This is a genomic window from Halomonas flagellata, assembly GCF_022487945.1.
Lineage (GTDB): Bacteria > Pseudomonadota > Gammaproteobacteria > Pseudomonadales > Halomonadaceae > Halomonas > Halomonas flagellata.
The window spans coordinates 22,478-39,248 of the sequence record NZ_JAKVPY010000024.1 but is presented as its reverse complement, the minus strand read 5'-3'; the positions used below and the strand labels follow the sequence as shown (position 1 = coordinate 39,248).

Below are 16,771 nucleotides of genomic sequence, written 5' to 3'. Positions count from 1 at the left end.
TATAAGATGGTAGTAGGCAATATGGCTAAGAAGATGGAGCGCCTGGATCGCATAGATCGCCGCATTCTGCATCAACTTCAGGAACATGGACGCCTCCCCATCGTGGAGTTGGCCAACCGGGTGAACCTCACCAAGACGCCCTGTGCACAGCGTGTACGCCGACTCGAGCAGGCCGGTATCATCCGCGGCTATCGTGCCGATCTGGACCCGGGGCAACTCGGTGCGGGCCATGTGCTGGTGGTGCTGGTGACCATGGAGAAGACGAGCGAGGACGCCCTGGACCGATTCAACGAGGCCGTGCGCCTCATTCCGGAAGTGCAGGGCTGCTATATGGTGGCGGGGAACTTCGATTACCTGCTAAAGGTAAGGACCCACGATATCTCGCACTATCGTGCCGTGCTCGTCCAGCAGATCGGCCGGCTGCCGAATGTTCACCAGACGCACTCCTTCGTGGTGATGGAGCTCGTGAAGGACGAAGTGACGGTGCCCATCGATCACGTCACCTGGCCGGAATAGTTCACGACTACCAGGCGGGCGCCTGGCCTGGGCGGTGACGCGGTCACGAGGAAGGGGGGCTGTCGATGATCGCGTACGGGCTCGGCACCCGGGGGAGGGGCGGCCTCGCCCGGGGCGGGGCCCCGGGCGAGGCGGTTCAGTGATAGCGAGGACCGGCGCCGGCGCGCAAGGCCCCCCCGGGGGAGTCGGGTGAAGCGGACCGGCGGGCTGTACTCCTCGCCCTCGGGGGCTCGCTCCGGCGCCGGCCGGACCCGCCAGCCACGCGAGCTTGCCCACTCCTTGAGTTCCCGGTAGTTGAGCAGCGGGTAGTTCCGCGAGTAGGGGTTGGGTGACGACGAGGGGAAGGCGAAGGCCACATGGGGGTAGTGGGCGAAGGCATCTTCGCTGTCATGGGCGGCCAGCGCCCGATCCAGGGCGGACTGCCACGCCTGGGAGTCGCGACGTGCTACGGCTTGGGTTGCATGCATCGGATTGCCCTCCGTTGTTATGCCTGTTTCCGGGCCATGAAAAACGCCCTGCCCGGCGTGGCCGGACAGGGCGTCATCATCGGGGTCGGCGAAGTCGGCCCGAAGCGCTCGGGAGCCGCGGGCCCGCCTGAGGGAGGCCGGTGGACGCTGGCGGCCTACGGGGTCGCGCGTCGAGGGTCGGGGTCTTCTGGTCCACCATGGCGATGCCTCCGGAAATCACGCCGGGGAGTGACTCCCCGGCCGAAACTCTCTCAATCCCAGCTCAGCGCGCCACCCACCTGGTACTCGGTGACGCGGGTCTCGAAGAAGTTCTTCTCCTTGCGCAGGTCGATGATCTCGCTCATCCACGGGAAGGGGTTCTGGGCGCCGGGGAACTGCTCCTTGAGGCCGATCTGGGCCAGGCGGCGGTTGCAGATGAAGTGGAGGTACTCCTCCATGATCGCGGCGTTCATGCCCAGCACGCCGCGGGGCATGGTGTCCCGGGCATAGGCGATCTCCAGCTCGGTGCCCTCGAGGATCATCTGGGTGACCTCGTCCTGGAATTCCGGCGTCCACAGGTGCGGGTTCTCGATCTTGATCTGGTTGATCATGTCGACCCCGAAGTTCAGGTGCATCGACTCGTCGCGCAGGATGTACTGGAACTGCTCGGCGACGCCGGTCATCTTGTTGCGCCGGCCCATGGAGAGGATCTGGCTGAAGCCGCAGTAGAAGAAGATGCCCTCGGTGACGCAGTAGAAGGCGATCAGGTTGCGCAGCAGCTCCTGGTCGGTCTCCGGGGTGCCAGTGTTGAAGTCCGGGCGCGCCAGCGACTGGGTGTGCTTGAGGCTCCAGGCGGACTTGGCGGCGACGGAAGGCACCTCGCGGTACATGTTGAAGACCGCGCCCTCGTCCATGCCCAGCGACTCCACGCAGTACTGGTAGGCGTGGGTGTGGATCGCCTCCTCGAAGGCCTGGCGCAGCAGGTACTGGCGGCACTCGGGGTTGGTGATCAGGCGATAGAGCGCCAGCACCAGGTTGTTGGCGACCAGCGAATCGGCGGTGGAGAAGTAGCCCAGGCTGCGCTCGACGATGCGCCGCTCGTCCGCGGTCAGGCCATCCTGGCTCTTCCACAGGGCGATGTCGGCGTTCATGTTCACTTCCTGGGGCATCCAGTGGTTGGCGCTGCCGTCCAGGTATTTCTGCCAGGCCCACTCGTACTTGAAGGGCACCAGCTGGTTGAGGTCGGCGCGGGCATTGATCATCTGCTTGTCGTCGACCTCGATGCGCGCCGCACCCATCTCCAGCTCCTCGAGGCCGGCGGCCACATCGAGCTCCTCCAGCGAATTGCGGGCGCGGGCCAGGCGGTCCTGATCGACCACGGCGTAGCGAGCGGCACCTTCTCTTACGGTCTCTGCTCTCACGGCCTCTTCGCGCGTGGCCTCTTCCCGGGGGGCGGCGGCGGGCTGCGGAGCGGGAGCGGCCTTGGCTTGCTCGGCGACCGTGGTTTCGTCCTCGTGGAACTCGTCCCAATTAAGCATCTCTATCTACCTTTCGATCTCTGGTCGATGAGCTGGAAGAAACGGGTGTTCCTTCCAGCTTCCGGCTTACAGCTTTATTGGCAGGCTTCGCAGCCCAGTTCGTCGATATCGCCGGCCGAGGGCGGGCGCTGGCCACCCTTGCCCTGCAGGAAGTCCTCGATACCCCGCGGCTCGGGGTTGGCCGGCGCGGCGGGGGTCGGGCTCGGCTCCGCCGCCGGGGCTCCGCCATTGCTCACCGCATTGAGGGTGCCGCGGTCGACGGTGGACTTCTCCACCGAGGTGGCCCCCAGGGCGCGCAGGTAGTAGGTGGTCTTGAGACCGCGGAACCAGGCCATGCGGTAGGTGACGTCGAGCTTCTTGCCCGAGACGCCCTGGATGTAGAGGTTCAGCGACTGGGCCTGGTCAATCCACTTCTGGCGACGGGCGGCGGCCTCCACCAGCCACTTGGGCTCCACCTCGAAGGCGGTAGCGTACTTGGCCTTGAGATCGTCCGGAACGCGGTCGATGGGCTGCGCCGAGCCGTCGTAGTACTTGAGGTCGTTGATCATCACCTCGTCCCACAGGTCGCGCGCCTTGAGGTCGTTGACCATCTGGGCGTTGACCACGGTGAACTCGCCGGAGAGGTTCGATTTCACGTAGAGGTTCTGATAGGTCGGCTCGATGGACTGGGTCACCCCACAGATATTGGAGATGGTGGCGGTGGGGGCGATGGCCATCACGTTGGAGTTGCGCATGCCCTGCTCGGCGATCTTGTCGCGAATGCGGGCCCAGTCCTGGGTGGCGGAGGTGTCGACCTCGATGTACTTCTCGCCACGCTCGGCCTTGAGCTTCTCGATGGAGTCGATGGGCAGCACGCCCTGGCTCCACAGCGAACCCTCGAAACTCTCGTAGCGGCCACGCTCGGCGGCCAGGTCACTGGAGGCCTCGATGGCGTGGTAGCTGACCAGCTCCATGGAGCGGTCGGCGAAGGTCACGGCCGCCTCGGAGGCGTAGGCGATGTCCTGGGCGTAGAGGGCGTCCTGGAAGCCCATGATGCCCAGACCCACCGGGCGGTGCTTGAAGTTGGAGTTCCTCGCCTGGGGCACCGCGTAGTAGTTGATGTCGATGACGTTGTCGAGCATGCGCACCGCGGTGCGCACGGTCTTGCGCAGCTTGGCGTCGTCGAGCTGGCCGTCCACCACGTGCTGGGCCAGGTTGACCGAGCCGAGGTTGCACACCGCGATCTCGTCGACGCTGGTGTTGAGGGTGATCTCGGTGCACAGGTTGGAGGAGTGCACCACCCCGGCGTGCTGCTGCGGGCTGCGCAGGTTGCAGGGGTCCTTGAAGGTGATCCAGGGGTGGCCGGTCTCGAACAGCATCGACAGCATCTTGCGCCACAGGTCCTTGGCCTTGACCCGCTTGTAGAGCTTCAGCTGGCCGGTACGGGTCATCTCCTCGTACTCGGCGTAGCGCTGTTCGAAGGCGGCGCCATAGAGGTCGTGGAGGTCCGGGCAGGTGGCCGGCGAGAACAGCGTCCACTCCTTGTCGTCGAAGACCCGCTTCATGAACAGGTCGGGCACCCAGTTGGCGGTGTTCATGTCGTGGGTGCGTCGGCGGTCGTCACCGGTGTTCTTGCGCAGCTCGAGGAACTCCTCGATGTCCAGGTGCCAGGTCTCCAGGTAGGCGCATACCGCGCCCTTGCGCTTGCCGCCCTGGTTGACCGCCACGGCGGTGTCGTTGACCACCTTGAGGAAGGGCACCACGCCCTGGGACTTGCCGTTGGTGCCCTTGATGTAGGAGCCCAGCGCGCGCACCGGGGTCCAGTCGTTGCCCAGGCCGCCGGCCCACTTGGAGAGCAGGGCGTTGTCGCGGATCGCGCTGTAGATGCTGTCCAGGTCGTCGGGTACGGTGGTGAGATAACATGAGGAGAGCTGGCTCCTGACGGTGCCCGAGTTGAACAGGGTGGGCGTGGAGGCCATGTAGTCGAAGCTGGAGAGCAGTTCGTAGAATTCGATGGCCCGCGCCTCGCGGTCGTCCTCGTTCAGGGCCAGGCCCATGGCCACGCGCATGAACATCACCTGGGGCAGTTCGTAGCGCACGTCGTCCCGGTGGATGAAGTAGCGGTCGTAGAGGGTCTGCAGGCCCAGGTAGGTGAAGGCGTTGTCGCGGGTATGGTCGAGGGCATCGCCCAGGCGCTCGAGGTCGAACTCGGCGAGCCGCGGGTCGAGCTGCTCGAATTCGATGCCCTTGGCCACGTAGGCGTAGAAGGCCGGCTTGTAGAACTCGGCCATCTCGCCGAAGGTGGCCTCGTCGGCCACGCCCAGGAACGACAGGGCCTCGCGGCGCAGGTTGTCCTGCAGCAGGCGGGCGGTCACGTAGGTGTAGTTGGGCTCCTTCTCGACCAGGGTGCGGGCGGTCATCATCAGCGCCTGGGAGACGCCGTCGATGGTGACGCCGTCGTAGAGGTTCTTCAGCGACTCCTCGACGATGCGGTTGGGATCGACGTTGGCGAGTGCCTCGCAGGCGTCGAACACCAGGGTCTCGACCCGGCCCAGGTCGAGCGGACGGGTGCTGCCGTCGGCCAGGGTCACGTTGAGCGTCGGGTGCGGCTTCTCGATGTCGCCGCCGGCGGCGGCGCGGGCGCGGGCATGCTCCTCGCGGTAGAGCACATAGGCGCGGGCGACCTTCTGCTCGCCGGCGCGCATCAGGGCCAGCTCGACCTGGTCCTGGATGTCCTCGATGTGCAGGGTGCCGCCGTCGGGCATGCGGCGCTGGAAGGCCTGGGCGATGGCGTCAGAGGAGTGCTGGACGAAGTCACGTACCCGCGAGGAGGTGGCGGCGTTGTCGCCTTCCACGGCGATGAACGCCTTGCTCATGGCCACGGCGATCTTGCCGGCATCGAAGGGCACCACGTCGCCGGTGCGCTTGATGACGCGCAGGGTACGGGGTGCGGTGACGGAGACGGATGTCTTGTCCGGGGTAGCGGTGGTATCCATGGCGCCGATGGTCCCTGTCTGATGGTCGAAAAAACACGCGAACGAGGCCGCTGTTGACAGCGGGCGAAACGGTTGCTATGGCACAGTATGTGGTGTGCGTGCCGTGACGAAGCACAAGATAGTGTGCTTTCATGGCCCCATCAAGTGGATAAGTTGTGGATGGCCTGTGACCATTCGGGGAGAGTTCCGCGACGGCCTGTCAGGCCGCATGGTTGGGCCTTTCCCTCCTGCCTCACCGGGTTTCGGGAGGGCGAAATCGTGGTTTTCGGGTATCCTTTAGCCAGTGGCGGTAGTCGACTCGTCTGCGGGTGGCCTGCCGTACCCGATCACCAGCCCATCAGGACGGATACACAGGATGGATGACAGCTTGGAACCCCAGGAACAGGATCATGTGCTGATCATCGAGGACGATGAGCGGTTGGCCGGACTGACCCGTGACTATCTGGAGGCCAACGGTTTCCGGGTCACGCTGGAGGCCGACGGTGCACGAGGCGTCGAGCAGATACTGGCACTGCAGCCGGATCTGGTGATTCTGGATCTGATGCTGCCCGGCGAGGACGGCCTGTCGATCTGCCGCCGCGTGCGTGCCGACTACCCCGGCCCGATCCTGATGCTCACCGCGCGCACCGACGACATGGACCAGGTGCTGGGCCTGGAGATGGGAGCCGACGACTATGTGCCCAAGCCGGTGCAGCCACGGGTCCTGCTGGCGCGCATGCGTGCCCTGCTGCGGCGTACCGATCCCAGCGAACCGGGTGGCGAGACGCGGCTGGCCTTCGGCAACCTCGAGATCGACAGCGCCACCCGGGAGGCCTGGCTGGAGGATGAGCGCATCGACCTGACCAGCGCCGAGTTCGATCTGCTGTGGTTGCTGGCCAGCAATGCGGGGCGGGTGCTGACCCGCGAGGAGATCTTCTCCCAGTTGCGCGGCATCAAGTACGACGGTCAGGACCGCTCCATCGACGTACGCGTCTCGCGTATCCGTCCCAAGATCGGCGATGATCCCAACCAGCCGCACCGCATCAAGACGGTGCGCAGCAAGGGTTACCTCTTCGTCAGGGACAGCTGATCCATGCGACGGTCGCTGGCCGACAGCACCTTCCTGCGTGTCTATGTGCTGCTGGCACTGGCGCTGCTGTTGACCTTCGGCCTGGCCCTGCTGGGCCTGGCCATGGTCGATCAGGTGCGTCGCGAGCATCATCGCGAGCAGCTCGCCGACGCGCCCACGCGCCTGCTGGTGGAGAAACTCTCGGCGCTGCCACAAGACGAGCGCGAGGCGTGGCTGGATCGCCGTGCCGAGCGGCTCGACATGACCCCGACCCTCTATCCCGTCGACTCCCTCATGCTGAACTACTTCGATCGCACCCGGCTCGAGAGTGGCCGGGTGCTGGTCTCCTCCCGGGGCGAGCATGGCTGGCGCCTGCAGCGGCTGCTGCCCGGCGGCGACTGGCTGCTGGAGGTCGACCTGGCGGGCATGAGCGAGCAGCAGCTACGCGGACTCACCGAGCTGTTCGGCGAGTGGCTGACCGAGGTGGAGGGCGAGGAGCGTCAGCGGCGCCTGGAACTGGTCTCCGGCGGGGGCATTCCGGTGACCCTGACCGACCGGGCGCCGGAAGGGCTGGATGCCCGCCAGCTGTCGCGGCTGGCCGAGGGCGAGGTGGTGATCCGCCTGCTGCCGGGGCGCTGGTCGATGACGATGTATCTGGAGCTGCCGGATCCCGACGACGAGGCCCGTTGGCTGGCCATCGGGCCGGTGCAGGCCTTCGAGCCGATGCCGGCGTCCCTGCAGCTGCTGCTGCTGATGATCCTGCTCGGTGTGCTGGCGGTGATCATCTACCTGATCGTGCGTGGCGTGGAGGCGCGCATGGCACGGCTCGAGCTGGCCGCCACACGCATCGCCGGCGGCCGTCTGGACACCCGGGTGAAGGTCGAGAGCGGCGACTTCCTGGGGCGGCTGGGCATGGCCTTCAACGGCATGGCCACCCAGGTGCAGTCGCTGCTGCGCGCCCAGCAGGACATGATCCGCGCCGTCTCCCACGAGCTGCGTACCCCGGTGGCGCGCATCCGCTTCGCCGTGCAAATGGTCGAGGACATGACCGATGACCCGGCGATCCGCCGCCAGCTCGAGGGCATCGACGGCGACATCGAGGAGCTCGACGGCCTGATCGACGAGATCCTCACCTATGCGCGCCTGGGCAACGAGTCGGTCAACAGCATGGAGATGGATACCTCGCTGGTCGACTGCCGGGCCATGGCGGAGCGGGTGATCGAGACCCTCAGCCCGCTGCATGGCCACCTGCGCCTCGAGCTGGCCGGGGGGGACGAGGTGGAGATCAGCGCCGAGCCCCGGTATCTCCAGCGGGCGCTGCAGAACCTGGTCGCCAACGCCTGCCGGCACGCCCGCTCGCATGTGCTGATCCGCCTGCATTCCGAGCCGCACCTGGTGCGTATGGACGTGGAGGACGACGGCCCCGGGGTGCCCGTTTCGGAGCGCCTGGAGGTCTTCAAGCCCTTCGCCCGGCTCGATGATAGCCGCACCCGCAGCTCCGGGGGCTACGGGCTGGGGCTCTCCATCGTGCAGAAGGTGATGACCTGGCATGGCGGCAGCGTCGCGGTCGACGACAGCCCTCAGCTGGGCGGCGCCCGCTTCACCCTGCTGCTCCCGCGTCGGCCCGTCACGCCGGCTTGATGCCCTCGAGCACCGCAAAGGACGTCTCCCGGGCGGTGCGCAGGAAGTCCTCCATCCAGGGCGCCTCGCGGCTCTCTTCGCGAATTGCCGCGAACAGCGTGCTCCACACTCCCTTCTCGCCGAGTGCCACGGCGCTCACGTAGCTGCGCTCCAGGTACTCGGTCAGCGCCCAGTTGGGCAGGGCGCAGACTCCCCTGCCGCTGGCCACCAGCTGCATCATCATGATCGTCAGCTCGGCGGTGCGCACCTCCTTCGGACGCACGCCGGCGGGGTCGAGGAACTGGGTGAAGACGTCCAGCCGCGCATGCTCTACCGGATAGGTGATCAGGGTCTCCTCGGCCAGGTCGTCGGGAAGCACGAAGGGCCTGCCCGCCAGGCGATGCTGGCGGGCCACCGCCAGCAGGCCCTCGTAACGGAACAGGGGCTCGTAGAAGACCCCCGGCAGCGGCTGGGGATCGGCGGTGATCACCAGGTCCAGCTGCTCCCGGGCCAGCGCCGGCAGCGGGTCGAAATGGTGGCCGCCGGGGATGTCGATCTCCACCTCCGGCCAGTGGTCGCGGAAGTGGTCGATGGTGGGCATCAGCCACTGGAAGCAGCTGTGGCATTCGATGGCCATGTGCAGTCGCCCCTGCTCATTGCCGGCCAGGCGGGCCAGGTCGCGTTCGGCCATGCGCACCTGGGGCAGCACCTGCTCGGCCAGGGCGAGCAGGCGCTGCCCGGCCCGGGTGAACTCCACCGGGCGGGACTTGCGCACGAACAGCGGAGTGCCCAGGCGCTCCTCGAGGTCCTTGATCTGGTGCGACAGGGCCGACTGGGTCAGGTGCACGCGCTCGGCGGCCTCGACCAGGGAGCCGGCATCGCGCAGGGCGACGAGGGTGCGCAGATGGCGAAGTTCGAGCATTCGGGTGAGCCATTTTCATTTTAAAGATTAAGAAGTTTAGTTTGATTCACCACCCGGAGCCAGCGAGACTCTGTCACATCATTCATGCACAGAGGATCGCATCATGACCTTGGCTCATATTGCTGGCTATCCGCGCATCGGCGCGAACCGCGAGCTGAAGAAGGCCACCGAGGCCTACTGGAAGGGCGAGATCGACCTCGAGACCCTGGAGGCCACCGGCCGGGAACTGCGCCAGCGCCACTGGGCGGCCCAGCGCGAGGCGGGACTCGACCTGGTGACGGTGGGCGACTTCGCCTTCTACGACCAGGTGCTCGACGTCTCGGTGCTGCTCGGCGCCGTGCCGGGGCGCTTTGCGGCCGATGACGAGGTGGCCCGGGGCGAGGTGGCGCTGGACACCGCCTTCCGCATGGCCCGGGGACGTGCGCCGACCGGCACCCCGGCGGCGGCCTGCGAGATGACCAAGTACTTCGATACCAACTACCACTACCTGGTGCCGGAGCTGCACGCCGGCCAGACCTTCCGCCTGGCAAGCCCTCGGTTGTTCGACCAGGTGGCGGAGGCCCGCGCCGCCGGCCACCCGGTCAAGGTCACCCTGCTGGGGCCGCTGACCTGGCTGTGGCTGGGCAAGACCCGGGACGAGGGGCTCGATCGCCTGAGCCTGCTGGAAGCGGTGCTGCCGGTCTACGGCGAGATCCTCGCGCGGCTGGCCGAGCAGGGCGTGGAGTGGGTGCAGCTCGACGAGCCGGCCCTGGTGCAGGACCTGCCGCTGGCCTGGCAGCAGGCCTTCGAGACCGCCTACAACAGGCTGGGAGGGGCGCCGGTCAAGCTGCTGCTGGCTACCTGCTTCGGCGGCCTGGGCGACAATCTCAACCTGGCGGTGAGCCTGCCGGTGGAGGGGCTGCACATCGACGCGGTGCGCGCCCCCGAGCAGCTCGAGGCGGTGCTCGACCGCCTGCCCGCCTACAAGGTGCTGTCGGTGGGCGCCATCGACGGCCGCAACATCTGGCGTGCCGACCTGGCGCTGCTGCACGAGCGCCTCGCTTCGGCCCGCATGCGCCTGGGCAAGCGGCTGTGGCTGGCCCCGTCGTGCTCGCTGCTGCACGTGCCGGTGGACCTCGCCGCCGAGACCGCGCTCGACCCCGAGCTCAGGAGCTGGCTGGCCTTCGCCCGCCAGAAACTCGACGAGGTGGTGACGCTGGCGCGCCTGCTCGATGGCCGCGCCACGGCGCAGGACCGCGAACGCGTCGAGGCCGCCACCCTGGCGCTGCAGGCGCGCCGGGATTCCGTGCGCATCCACCGGCCGGCGGTGGCCGAGCGCCTGGCCAGGGTGAGTGCCGCCGATGCCGAGCGGGCCAGTCCCTACCCGGCACGGGCCGCCGCCCAGCGTCGGGGTCTGGGGCTGCCGCTCTTTCCCACCACCACCATCGGCTCCTTCCCCCAGACGGCGGCGATCCGTGCGGCCCGGCGGGCCGTCAAGGCCGGGGAGCTGGAGCCCGGGGCCTACGAGGCACGGATGCGCGAGGAGATCGCCCATGCCGTGGCGCGGCAGGAGGCCCTGGGGCTCGACATGCTGGTACACGGCGAGGCCGAGCGCAACGACATGGTCGAGTACTTCGGCGAGCAGCTCGAGGGCTACGCCTTCACCCGCTACGGCTGGGTACAGAGCTACGGCTCGCGCTGCGTCAAGCCGCCGGTGATCTTCGGCGACGTCAGCCGCCCCGGGCCAATGACGGTGCGCTGGAGCGAGTACGCCCAATCACTCACCGACAAGCCCATGAAGGGCATGCTGACGGGGCCGGTGACCATGCTGCAGTGGTCCTTCGTGCGTGACGACCAACCCCGCGAGACCACCTGCCGCCAGATCGCCCTGGCCCTGCGCGACGAGGTGCGCGACCTCGAGGCCGCCGGCATCCGGGCGATCCAGATCGACGAGCCGGCCCTGCGCGAGGGGCTGCCGCTGCGCAGCGGCGAGTGGCAGGCGTATCTCGACTGGGCGGTGGAGTGCTTCAGGCTCTCGGCGGCGGTGGCGCGGGACGAGACCCAGATCCACACCCACATGTGCTATTCGGAGTTCAACGACATCATCGCCGCCATCGCCGCGCTCGATGCCGACGTCATCACCATCGAGACTTCGCGCTCCGACATGGAGCTGCTCGATGCCTTCCAGGGCTTCGCCTACCCCAACGAGATCGGCCCGGGGGTCTATGACATCCATTCGCCGAACATCCCCGAGGTGGACTGGATGGTGCAGCTGATGGAGAAGGCGGCCGAGCGCATTCCGCCGGAGCGGCTCTGGGTCAACCCGGACTGCGGCCTCAAGACCCGCAGCTGGGCCGAGGTGGCGCCGGCGCTGGCCAACATGGTCGAGGCCGCGCGGGTACTGCGGCGGCGTCATGGCTGAGGCCGGGCGTTGAGCGGGTGGGGGCGGTTGGCGGAGCGCGAGGCCGCGGTGGCTGGTATCCTGGCGTCATCAGGGAATACGACACCACGCAAGGAGCCGCCATGTCTCGTCCTTCCGCCGTTCTCGCCCGGCCCGTCCCGCTGCTGCTTGGCGCTGCCCTGGTGCTGGCCGGTTGCGCCGCCTCCCCGGGTGGCGAGGGGCGCCCCGAGGTCGCCGACCGCTCCGCGGGTGATGGCGGCAAGGTCGTGCAACCCACCGCACCGCTGATGCCCTCGGCCTTCTTCGCCGGCGGCGCCGAGGCGTTCGTCGCCTGGCGCTGTACCCCGGCCCAGGACCTGGTCACGGCGCATCCCGACGACGAGCTACGGCTCTGGTCGGCCCACGGCGCCTGGCGGTTGTCGCCGGCGGTGGTGGCCAGCGGTGCCCGCTACCAGCAGGACGACCTCAGCTTCTGGAACAAGGGCGAGGCGGCCGTGGTGGAGAGCCCCAGCGGCCGCCTCGACTGCTCCCGCGACCTGGCGCGCACGTCCCTGACCCGCCACGATCGTCCCGGCGTCATGTTCCATGCCCGCGGCAACGAGCCGGGCTGGGTGGCTAGCCTGCCCAGCGACGTGGCCGAGATCGACCTGCTGCTCGACTACGGCAGTCGCCAGCTGACCCTGCCCTATCGGGTCACCACCCTGGACAACGGCGAGGGGCGCATGATCCTGGCCAGCGGCCGGGCCGACACCCCCTTCGAGCTGCGCATCGAGGGGCAGGCCTGCTTCGACGACATGAGCGGCGAGCCCTTCCCGGCTCGCGTGACCCTGACCATCGACGGCGAAACCTATCGGGGCTGTGGCCAGGGCATCGCTCCCTAATGGCCTCAGGCTTTCGACTTTGTCGAATGTGAGCCGCGGTTTTTTGCGCTTTTCGTTGTAAAAATTCCACCTAGAATGGCAATCATTACCCTGTTAATGACTCAAGGAGATTGCCATGACTACCCGCGCCCTCGTCATCACGTCCTCCATCCTGGGCCACCAGGGCCAGTCCATCGCCCTGGCCGAACACTTCAAGGAGCGCGCCGCCGGACGCGACGGTCTCGAGGTGACCAGCCGCGACCTGGTCGCCGACGAGCTGCCCCATCTCGGCCTCGCCGAACTCGGCAGCTGGCAGGTGCCGGTGGCCGAGCGCACGGTCGAGCAGCGTGACCTGGCGGCCCGCTCCGATGCCCTGATCGCCGAGCTGCGTGACCACGACGTGCTGGTGCTGGCGGTGCCGCTCTACAACCTGGGCATTCCGTCCCAGCTCAAGGCCTGGTTCGACCGGGTGCTGCGTGCCGGCGAGACCTTCCGCTACACCGAGCAGGGCCCCCGAGGGCTGGTCGAGGGCAAGCGGGCGGTGATCCTGGCGGCCCGCGGCGGCCAGTACGCCGGCACGCCGCTGGACAGCCAGACCCCGCACCTGAAGGGCATGCTGGGCCTGATCGGCATCACCGAGGTGGACGTGGTCTACGCCGAGGGCCTCGCCATGGGCGAGGGCCACCGCGAGGCCGCCCTGAAGGAGGCGAAGCAGGCCATCGACGGCCTGGTGGAGCACCTGTAACCGCCACGATCAACGGCGGGTGTCGTACGCGAGCGGGGTGGCCGAATGGCCAGCCCGCCTTGGCGTCTGCACTCGGCCGGGAGGGCAGGCTCAGCACCAGCCGGGGCGGCTGACCACCCACTGGCTGGCCACGAAGGCGCTGGTGCAGAGTGACGCCTCCGGGTTGAGGATGCGGGCGCCGAGCCGCGCGAGGGCATCGCGGTTGCTTCGGGCGGGGGCAGGCACCTGCTGGGGGACGTCCAGCGGTTGCCAGTCGTCGCCGTCGCGGATCGCCAGGGTGAAGCTGAAGGGGTGGAAGCCCGGAAAGCCGAGGCGCAGGTCGGTGGCCACCAGGGTCTCCCGGCCATCGAGCTCGCGCACCTCGTAGCGCAGGAAGGGGCCGGCGAACCAGTCGAGCCTGGCGCCACGCCGGCTCGCCAGGGCCACCGGTTCCAGCTCGGCGCCGCGGGAGTAGGTCTCCAGTTCCGGCGCGCGGTCGCCGTCGAAGAGCCCGAGCAGGGTCTCGTACTGCCGGTCGCCGTCGACCACCGTCACCCGCCACAGCAGGGTATTGAAGGGCGTCGGCTGTACCAGCCGTGGGGCCTCCGCGAGGCCGTGACCGACCAGCACCGGCTCGAGGCGCTGCTCCACCAGGGTCTTGGCGCCCACCGCGAACACCAGGTAGGCCGTGGAGAGCGCCAGGCCCCAGGCGGGGCCGCGCCGGCCGTTGCCGCCGACCAGGGCCACGCCGATACCCACCAGCAGTGGCAGGGTATAGAGCGGGTCGATGATGAACACGATCGGCCAGGCCGACGGGCGCACGTCCAGCGGCCACCACAGCTGGGTGCCGTAGGTGGTCAGGGCATCGAGCAGCGGATGGGTCACCAGGCAGAGCCCGAAGAAGGCCCACCAGCGGCGGAAGGCGATGTCCCGGGGCGGGGCGAAGCGGGCGGCGAGCAGGGCGAGCAGGGTGGCCAGGCCCGAGAGCACGAAGAGCGAGTGGGAAAAGCCGCGGTGCTCGGTGATGTCGGCCACGGCATCGCCGTAGTCGATGACCACGTCCAGGTCGGGCAGGGTGCCCAGCACCGCCCCGATCAGCACCGCCTTGCGGCCCAACCGGCGCCCCAGCACCACACCGCCGATCGAGGCGCCCAGCGCCACTTGGGTAACGGGATCCATGATTCGTGCCCCCTGGCGTGTTCCAACCTTTCTGTGATGCTCCGGATCGCGAGCGGTTCCCGCTCAGAACCGCTGTACCCAGGCGGGGCCGGCCGCGAGGATGCGCGCGTGCACCGGGCAGTCGTCGCGGTGGGCGCCAGACAGGTAGCCGGTGCTCATCAGGAATTCCTTGACGATCTCCGGCCCGGTGAAGCGGAAGGTGCGCCGGAACAGCCGTACCCAGTCGTCATGGGAGAGCGGGTGGTGGTGGTCGAGCCAGGCGCGGAAGCTGCCGTGCTCGGCCTGCAGACCCAGGATCACCGCGGCGTTGTGGATCGTCGCCTCAACCTTGAGACGGTTGCGGATGATACCGGCGTCGGTCAGCAGGCGCTCGTGCTCGGCCTCGCCATAGGCGGCGATCCGCTCGATCGCGAAGCCCTCGAAGGCTCGCCGGAAGGCGTCGCGCTTCTTCAGCACGGTGAGCCAGGACAGGCCCGCCTGGTTGATCTCCAGGACCAGGCGCTCGAAGAGCGCGGTGTCGTCGGCGACCGGGAAGCCGTATTCGCGATCGTGGTAGGGGCCGTGAAACGGATGACCCGGTGCCAGGTCACAGTAGTGGCTCATCGATGGCTCTCGATCTTGGCAGGGAAAGGTCGGATTGCCGACAATACACGTCTACCTTATTACACTCCGGGAGCAGGCGTCATGACACACAGCCCCCCGGCTGTGTCGACCGCCCTCCCGAGATCTTCAACGCCTGCACTCACCGATCCACGACCCAGGAGAAGGACATCGCCATGCAGTACCTGCACACCATGGTTCGCGTCAGCGACCTGGACGCCTCCCTGCGCTTCTATTGCGACCTGCTGGGCCTCAAGGAGGTGCGCCGCAAGGAGAACGAGAAGGGGCGCTTCACCCTGGTCTTCCTCGCCGCGCCGGAGGACGAGGCGCGCTCCGCCGAACTCAAGGCACCGGAGCTGGAGCTGACCTGGAACTGGGATCCCGAAGAATACACCGGCGGGCGCAACTTCGGTCACCTGGCCTACCGGGTCGACGACATCTACGCCCTCTGCGAGAAGCTGCAGGCGGGGGGCGTGACCATCAATCGCCCGCCCCGGGACGGTCACATGGCCTTCGTCAGGAGCCCCGACGGGATCTCCGTCGAGCTGCTGCAGAAGGGCGAGGCCCTGCCCCCGAAGGAGCCCTGGGTATCGATGGAGAATACCGGCACCTGGTGACATCCAGGCGAAAGCTGGCTGCGCTCGCTCATACGGCATTGAAACCGGCTTAAAATCCGAGGCACTCCCAGAAATATTTCAGCATTATCAATGCATTGGGCATGGGTGGGTGGCAAGCTGCCAGCGCTGCCGGTCCCTATGGGGTCAGCCCCCGGCGGTGTCGAATCCGCTCGCAAGGCGCACCATGACGGGCTTCGTGACTTGGCTGGGGTCTGACCCCATAGGGGCAGACTCGGCGCCTTTTTCGGTGAACATGCTGTCAACATCGAGAAAAACGTGGAGATTCGTCAGGCTTAAAATGCTCATTTACCCGATTGTAAACTGCGCTTTCTCGCTGGATGACGGATCAATCCGGGCGCCAGGCCATGCGTCCGCTGCCGAGGAAGACGAGGGCCACGGCACCGAACAGGAAGAGCCCCTGCAGCTCCAGGGCCCAGCCGCCGTTGCTGGTGAACTCGGTGAGCTGGTGCATATGGGCCAGGAAGATCGCCACCACCATGTTGGCGGCCATCAGTAGGCCAGCCAGGCGCGTCTGGATGCCGATGATGGCCATCAGGGGGGCGACGAGTTCTCCGATCAGCACGCCATAGGCGAGGAAGCTGGGCAGGCCCTGGGCGGAGAGGGTATCGCCGATCCAGGTGAGGCTGCCGGGGTTGAGCAGCTTGGTCAGGCCGTGGGGCAGCAGCAGGCCGGCTACCGTCAGACGCAGGATCAGCTTGCCGAGGGCGTCGTTGTGAAGGGCATGGAACATGACGAGGTCCTTGTCGTGCGGCGGGGGAATTGTCTGCGGGCGCCGGCTGATGCAAGCTTGGCCCTCGGCGCCGAGCATCGGCATGAACCGCTGTGAGCCTCAAGGAAGATATCATGACGACCAATCGCTTCGCCAAGTCGCTCGCCCTGCTGCTGGGGGCGCTCACGCTGGCCGCCTGCAGCAGCCGTCCCGTTCCCGAACCCGGGGCACGGACGGCCGCGCTGGAGGGGCCGGTGGTGGGACCGCGCTGGAACCTGCTGCTGGTGGGGACCGACGAGCGCCTCTCGATGCCCGAAACTCCTCACATCGTGGTCGCGCCGGACGGCCGGGTGAGCGGCAGCGACGGCTGCAACCAGCTGAATGGCCGGGTGCGGCTGGGCGAGGGCAATCGCATCGAGTTCACCGAGCTCGCCACCACCCGCCGGGCCTGTCCCCAGGGGGAGGACGCCCGGCGCATCACCGGGATGATGGAGAACGCCTACCGCTACCTGATCGACCACGACCGGCTGGTGTTCTTCGGCCCGGACCAGCGGGTATTGGGCGGCTGGCGCCGCGCCGACTGAGCAGGCCTCGGCATGACAACGGCCCGCCTGGG

Annotated in this window: 15 protein-coding genes; 8 read left to right on the top strand and 7 right to left on the bottom strand. The window is 67.7% G+C overall.

Annotation, left to right across the window (positions count from 1 at the left end; genetic code table 11):
* Positions 1-21: 21 nt before the first annotated feature.
* Complete coding sequence (locus MKP05_RS17155) at positions 22-516, top strand: Lrp/AsnC family transcriptional regulator (RefSeq protein WP_240569416.1); 495 nt, start codon at positions 22-24, stop codon at positions 514-516.
* Here MKP05_RS17155 and MKP05_RS21820 read toward each other — a convergent pair.
* The 3 genes from MKP05_RS21820 to MKP05_RS17140 all read right to left on the bottom strand — a co-directional run bounded on the left by MKP05_RS21820 (position 495) and on the right by MKP05_RS17140 (position 5,475).
* Entirely contained in the window at positions 495-983 is a 489-nt protein-coding gene (locus MKP05_RS21820) for a hypothetical protein (RefSeq protein ID WP_276316660.1), read from the bottom strand. The two genes, MKP05_RS17155 and MKP05_RS21820, sit on opposite strands and share 22 nt — an antisense overlap.
* A 251-nt stretch (positions 984-1,234) precedes the next feature.
* On the bottom strand, positions 1,235-2,500 hold the full coding sequence (locus MKP05_RS17145) for a ribonucleotide-diphosphate reductase subunit beta (protein WP_276316659.1): 1,266 nt from the start codon (positions 2,498-2,500) through the stop codon (positions 1,235-1,237).
* A gap of 74 nt (positions 2,501-2,574) precedes the next feature.
* Positions 2,575-5,475 (bottom strand): ribonucleoside-diphosphate reductase subunit alpha, encoded by a 2,901-nt coding sequence (locus MKP05_RS17140; protein ID WP_240569415.1) that lies wholly within the window; start codon positions 5,473-5,475, stop codon positions 2,575-2,577.
* 355 nt (positions 5,476-5,830) lie between these two features.
* Here MKP05_RS17140 and MKP05_RS17135 point away from each other — a divergent pair, with 355 nt between their 5' ends.
* Both MKP05_RS17135 and MKP05_RS17130 read left to right on the top strand, forming a co-directional pair.
* Entirely contained in the window at positions 5,831-6,544 is a 714-nt protein-coding gene (locus MKP05_RS17135; protein ID WP_240569414.1) for a winged helix-turn-helix domain-containing protein, read from the top strand.
* Between the two features lie 3 nt (positions 6,545-6,547).
* Positions 6,548-8,164, top strand: coding sequence for an ATP-binding protein (locus MKP05_RS17130; protein ID WP_240569413.1), 1,617 nt, complete (start codon positions 6,548-6,550; stop codon positions 8,162-8,164).
* Here MKP05_RS17130 and MKP05_RS17125 read toward each other — a convergent pair.
* Positions 8,151-9,065 (bottom strand): LysR family transcriptional regulator, encoded by a 915-nt coding sequence (locus MKP05_RS17125; protein WP_110282714.1) that lies wholly within the window; start codon positions 9,063-9,065, stop codon positions 8,151-8,153. The genes MKP05_RS17130 and MKP05_RS17125 overlap by 14 nt on opposite strands.
* Positions 9,066-9,168: 103 nt before the next feature.
* Between MKP05_RS17125 and metE the strand changes: the two genes are divergently transcribed.
* The 3 genes from metE to MKP05_RS17110 all read left to right on the top strand — a co-directional run bounded on the left by metE (position 9,169) and on the right by MKP05_RS17110 (position 13,050).
* Positions 9,169-11,466: a 5-methyltetrahydropteroyltriglutamate--homocysteine S-methyltransferase gene (metE, locus tag MKP05_RS17120; protein WP_240569412.1), complete on the top strand. Its 2,298-nt coding sequence runs from the start codon at positions 9,169-9,171 to the stop codon at positions 11,464-11,466.
* A 101-nt stretch (positions 11,467-11,567) separates the two neighbouring features.
* Positions 11,568-12,326 carry a COG3650 family protein gene (locus MKP05_RS17115; protein WP_240569411.1) on the top strand — a complete coding sequence of 253 codons (759 nt, stop codon included), beginning with the start codon at positions 11,568-11,570 and terminating at the stop codon, positions 12,324-12,326.
* A 115-nt stretch (positions 12,327-12,441) separates the two neighbouring features.
* Positions 12,442-13,050 carry an FMN-dependent NADH-azoreductase gene (locus MKP05_RS17110; RefSeq protein WP_240569410.1) on the top strand — a complete coding sequence of 203 codons (609 nt, stop codon included), beginning with the start codon at positions 12,442-12,444 and terminating at the stop codon, positions 13,048-13,050.
* 90 nt (positions 13,051-13,140) lie between these two features.
* On the opposite strand, the gene MKP05_RS17105 is transcribed toward MKP05_RS17110, so the two are convergent.
* Together MKP05_RS17105 and MKP05_RS17100 are read right to left on the bottom strand one after the other, a co-directional pair.
* Positions 13,141-14,208, bottom strand: a complete 1,068-nt coding sequence (locus tag MKP05_RS17105; RefSeq protein ID WP_240569409.1) for a metal-dependent hydrolase — start codon at positions 14,206-14,208, stop codon at positions 13,141-13,143.
* A 63-nt stretch (positions 14,209-14,271) separates the two neighbouring features.
* On the bottom strand, positions 14,272-14,811 hold the full coding sequence (locus MKP05_RS17100) for a DNA-3-methyladenine glycosylase I (RefSeq protein ID WP_240569408.1): 540 nt from the start codon (positions 14,809-14,811) through the stop codon (positions 14,272-14,274).
* A 173-nt stretch (positions 14,812-14,984) separates the two neighbouring features.
* Between MKP05_RS17100 and MKP05_RS17095 the strand changes: the two genes are divergently transcribed.
* Complete coding sequence (locus MKP05_RS17095; protein WP_240569407.1) at positions 14,985-15,425, top strand: VOC family protein; 441 nt, start codon at positions 14,985-14,987, stop codon at positions 15,423-15,425.
* Between the two features lie 346 nt (positions 15,426-15,771).
* On the opposite strand, the gene MKP05_RS17090 is transcribed toward MKP05_RS17095, so the two are convergent.
* Positions 15,772-16,176 (bottom strand): DoxX family protein, encoded by a 405-nt coding sequence (locus MKP05_RS17090; RefSeq protein WP_240569406.1) that lies wholly within the window; start codon positions 16,174-16,176, stop codon positions 15,772-15,774.
* Between the two features lie 113 nt (positions 16,177-16,289).
* On the opposite strand from MKP05_RS17090, the gene MKP05_RS17085 reads away from it, so the two are divergent.
* Positions 16,290-16,739: an META domain-containing protein gene (locus MKP05_RS17085; RefSeq protein WP_240569405.1), complete on the top strand. Its 450-nt coding sequence runs from the start codon at positions 16,290-16,292 to the stop codon at positions 16,737-16,739.
* The last annotated feature ends 32 nt before the right edge of the window (positions 16,740-16,771 follow it).

Excerpts from the sequence above, each read along its gene's own strand:
- MKP05_RS17155 (WP_240569416.1), top strand. The coding sequence starts at position 22 with ATGGCTAAGAAGATGGAGCGCCTGGATCGCATAGATCGCCGCATTCTG.
- MKP05_RS21820 (WP_276316660.1), bottom strand. The coding sequence starts at position 983 with ATGCATGCAACCCAAGCCGTAGCACGTCGCGACTCCCAGGCGTGGCAG.
- MKP05_RS17145 (WP_276316659.1), bottom strand. The coding sequence starts at position 2,500 with ATGCTTAATTGGGACGAGTTCCACGAGGACGAAACCACGGTCGCCGAG.
- MKP05_RS17140 (WP_240569415.1), bottom strand. The coding sequence starts at position 5,475 with ATGGATACCACCGCTACCCCGGACAAGACATCCGTCTCCGTCACCGCA.
- MKP05_RS17135 (WP_240569414.1), top strand. The coding sequence starts at position 5,831 with ATGGATGACAGCTTGGAACCCCAGGAACAGGATCATGTGCTGATCATC.
- MKP05_RS17130 (WP_240569413.1), top strand. The coding sequence starts at position 6,548 with ATGCGACGGTCGCTGGCCGACAGCACCTTCCTGCGTGTCTATGTGCTG.
- MKP05_RS17125 (WP_110282714.1), bottom strand. The coding sequence starts at position 9,065 with ATGCTCGAACTTCGCCATCTGCGCACCCTCGTCGCCCTGCGCGATGCC.
- metE (WP_240569412.1), top strand. The coding sequence starts at position 9,169 with ATGACCTTGGCTCATATTGCTGGCTATCCGCGCATCGGCGCGAACCGC.
- MKP05_RS17115 (WP_240569411.1), top strand. The coding sequence starts at position 11,568 with ATGTCTCGTCCTTCCGCCGTTCTCGCCCGGCCCGTCCCGCTGCTGCTT.
- MKP05_RS17110 (WP_240569410.1), top strand. The coding sequence starts at position 12,442 with ATGACTACCCGCGCCCTCGTCATCACGTCCTCCATCCTGGGCCACCAG.
- MKP05_RS17105 (WP_240569409.1), bottom strand. The coding sequence starts at position 14,208 with ATGGATCCCGTTACCCAAGTGGCGCTGGGCGCCTCGATCGGCGGTGTG.
- MKP05_RS17100 (WP_240569408.1), bottom strand. The coding sequence starts at position 14,811 with ATGAGCCACTACTGTGACCTGGCACCGGGTCATCCGTTTCACGGCCCC.
- MKP05_RS17095 (WP_240569407.1), top strand. The coding sequence starts at position 14,985 with ATGCAGTACCTGCACACCATGGTTCGCGTCAGCGACCTGGACGCCTCC.
- MKP05_RS17090 (WP_240569406.1), bottom strand. The coding sequence starts at position 16,176 with ATGTTCCATGCCCTTCACAACGACGCCCTCGGCAAGCTGATCCTGCGT.
- MKP05_RS17085 (WP_240569405.1), top strand. The coding sequence starts at position 16,290 with ATGACGACCAATCGCTTCGCCAAGTCGCTCGCCCTGCTGCTGGGGGCG.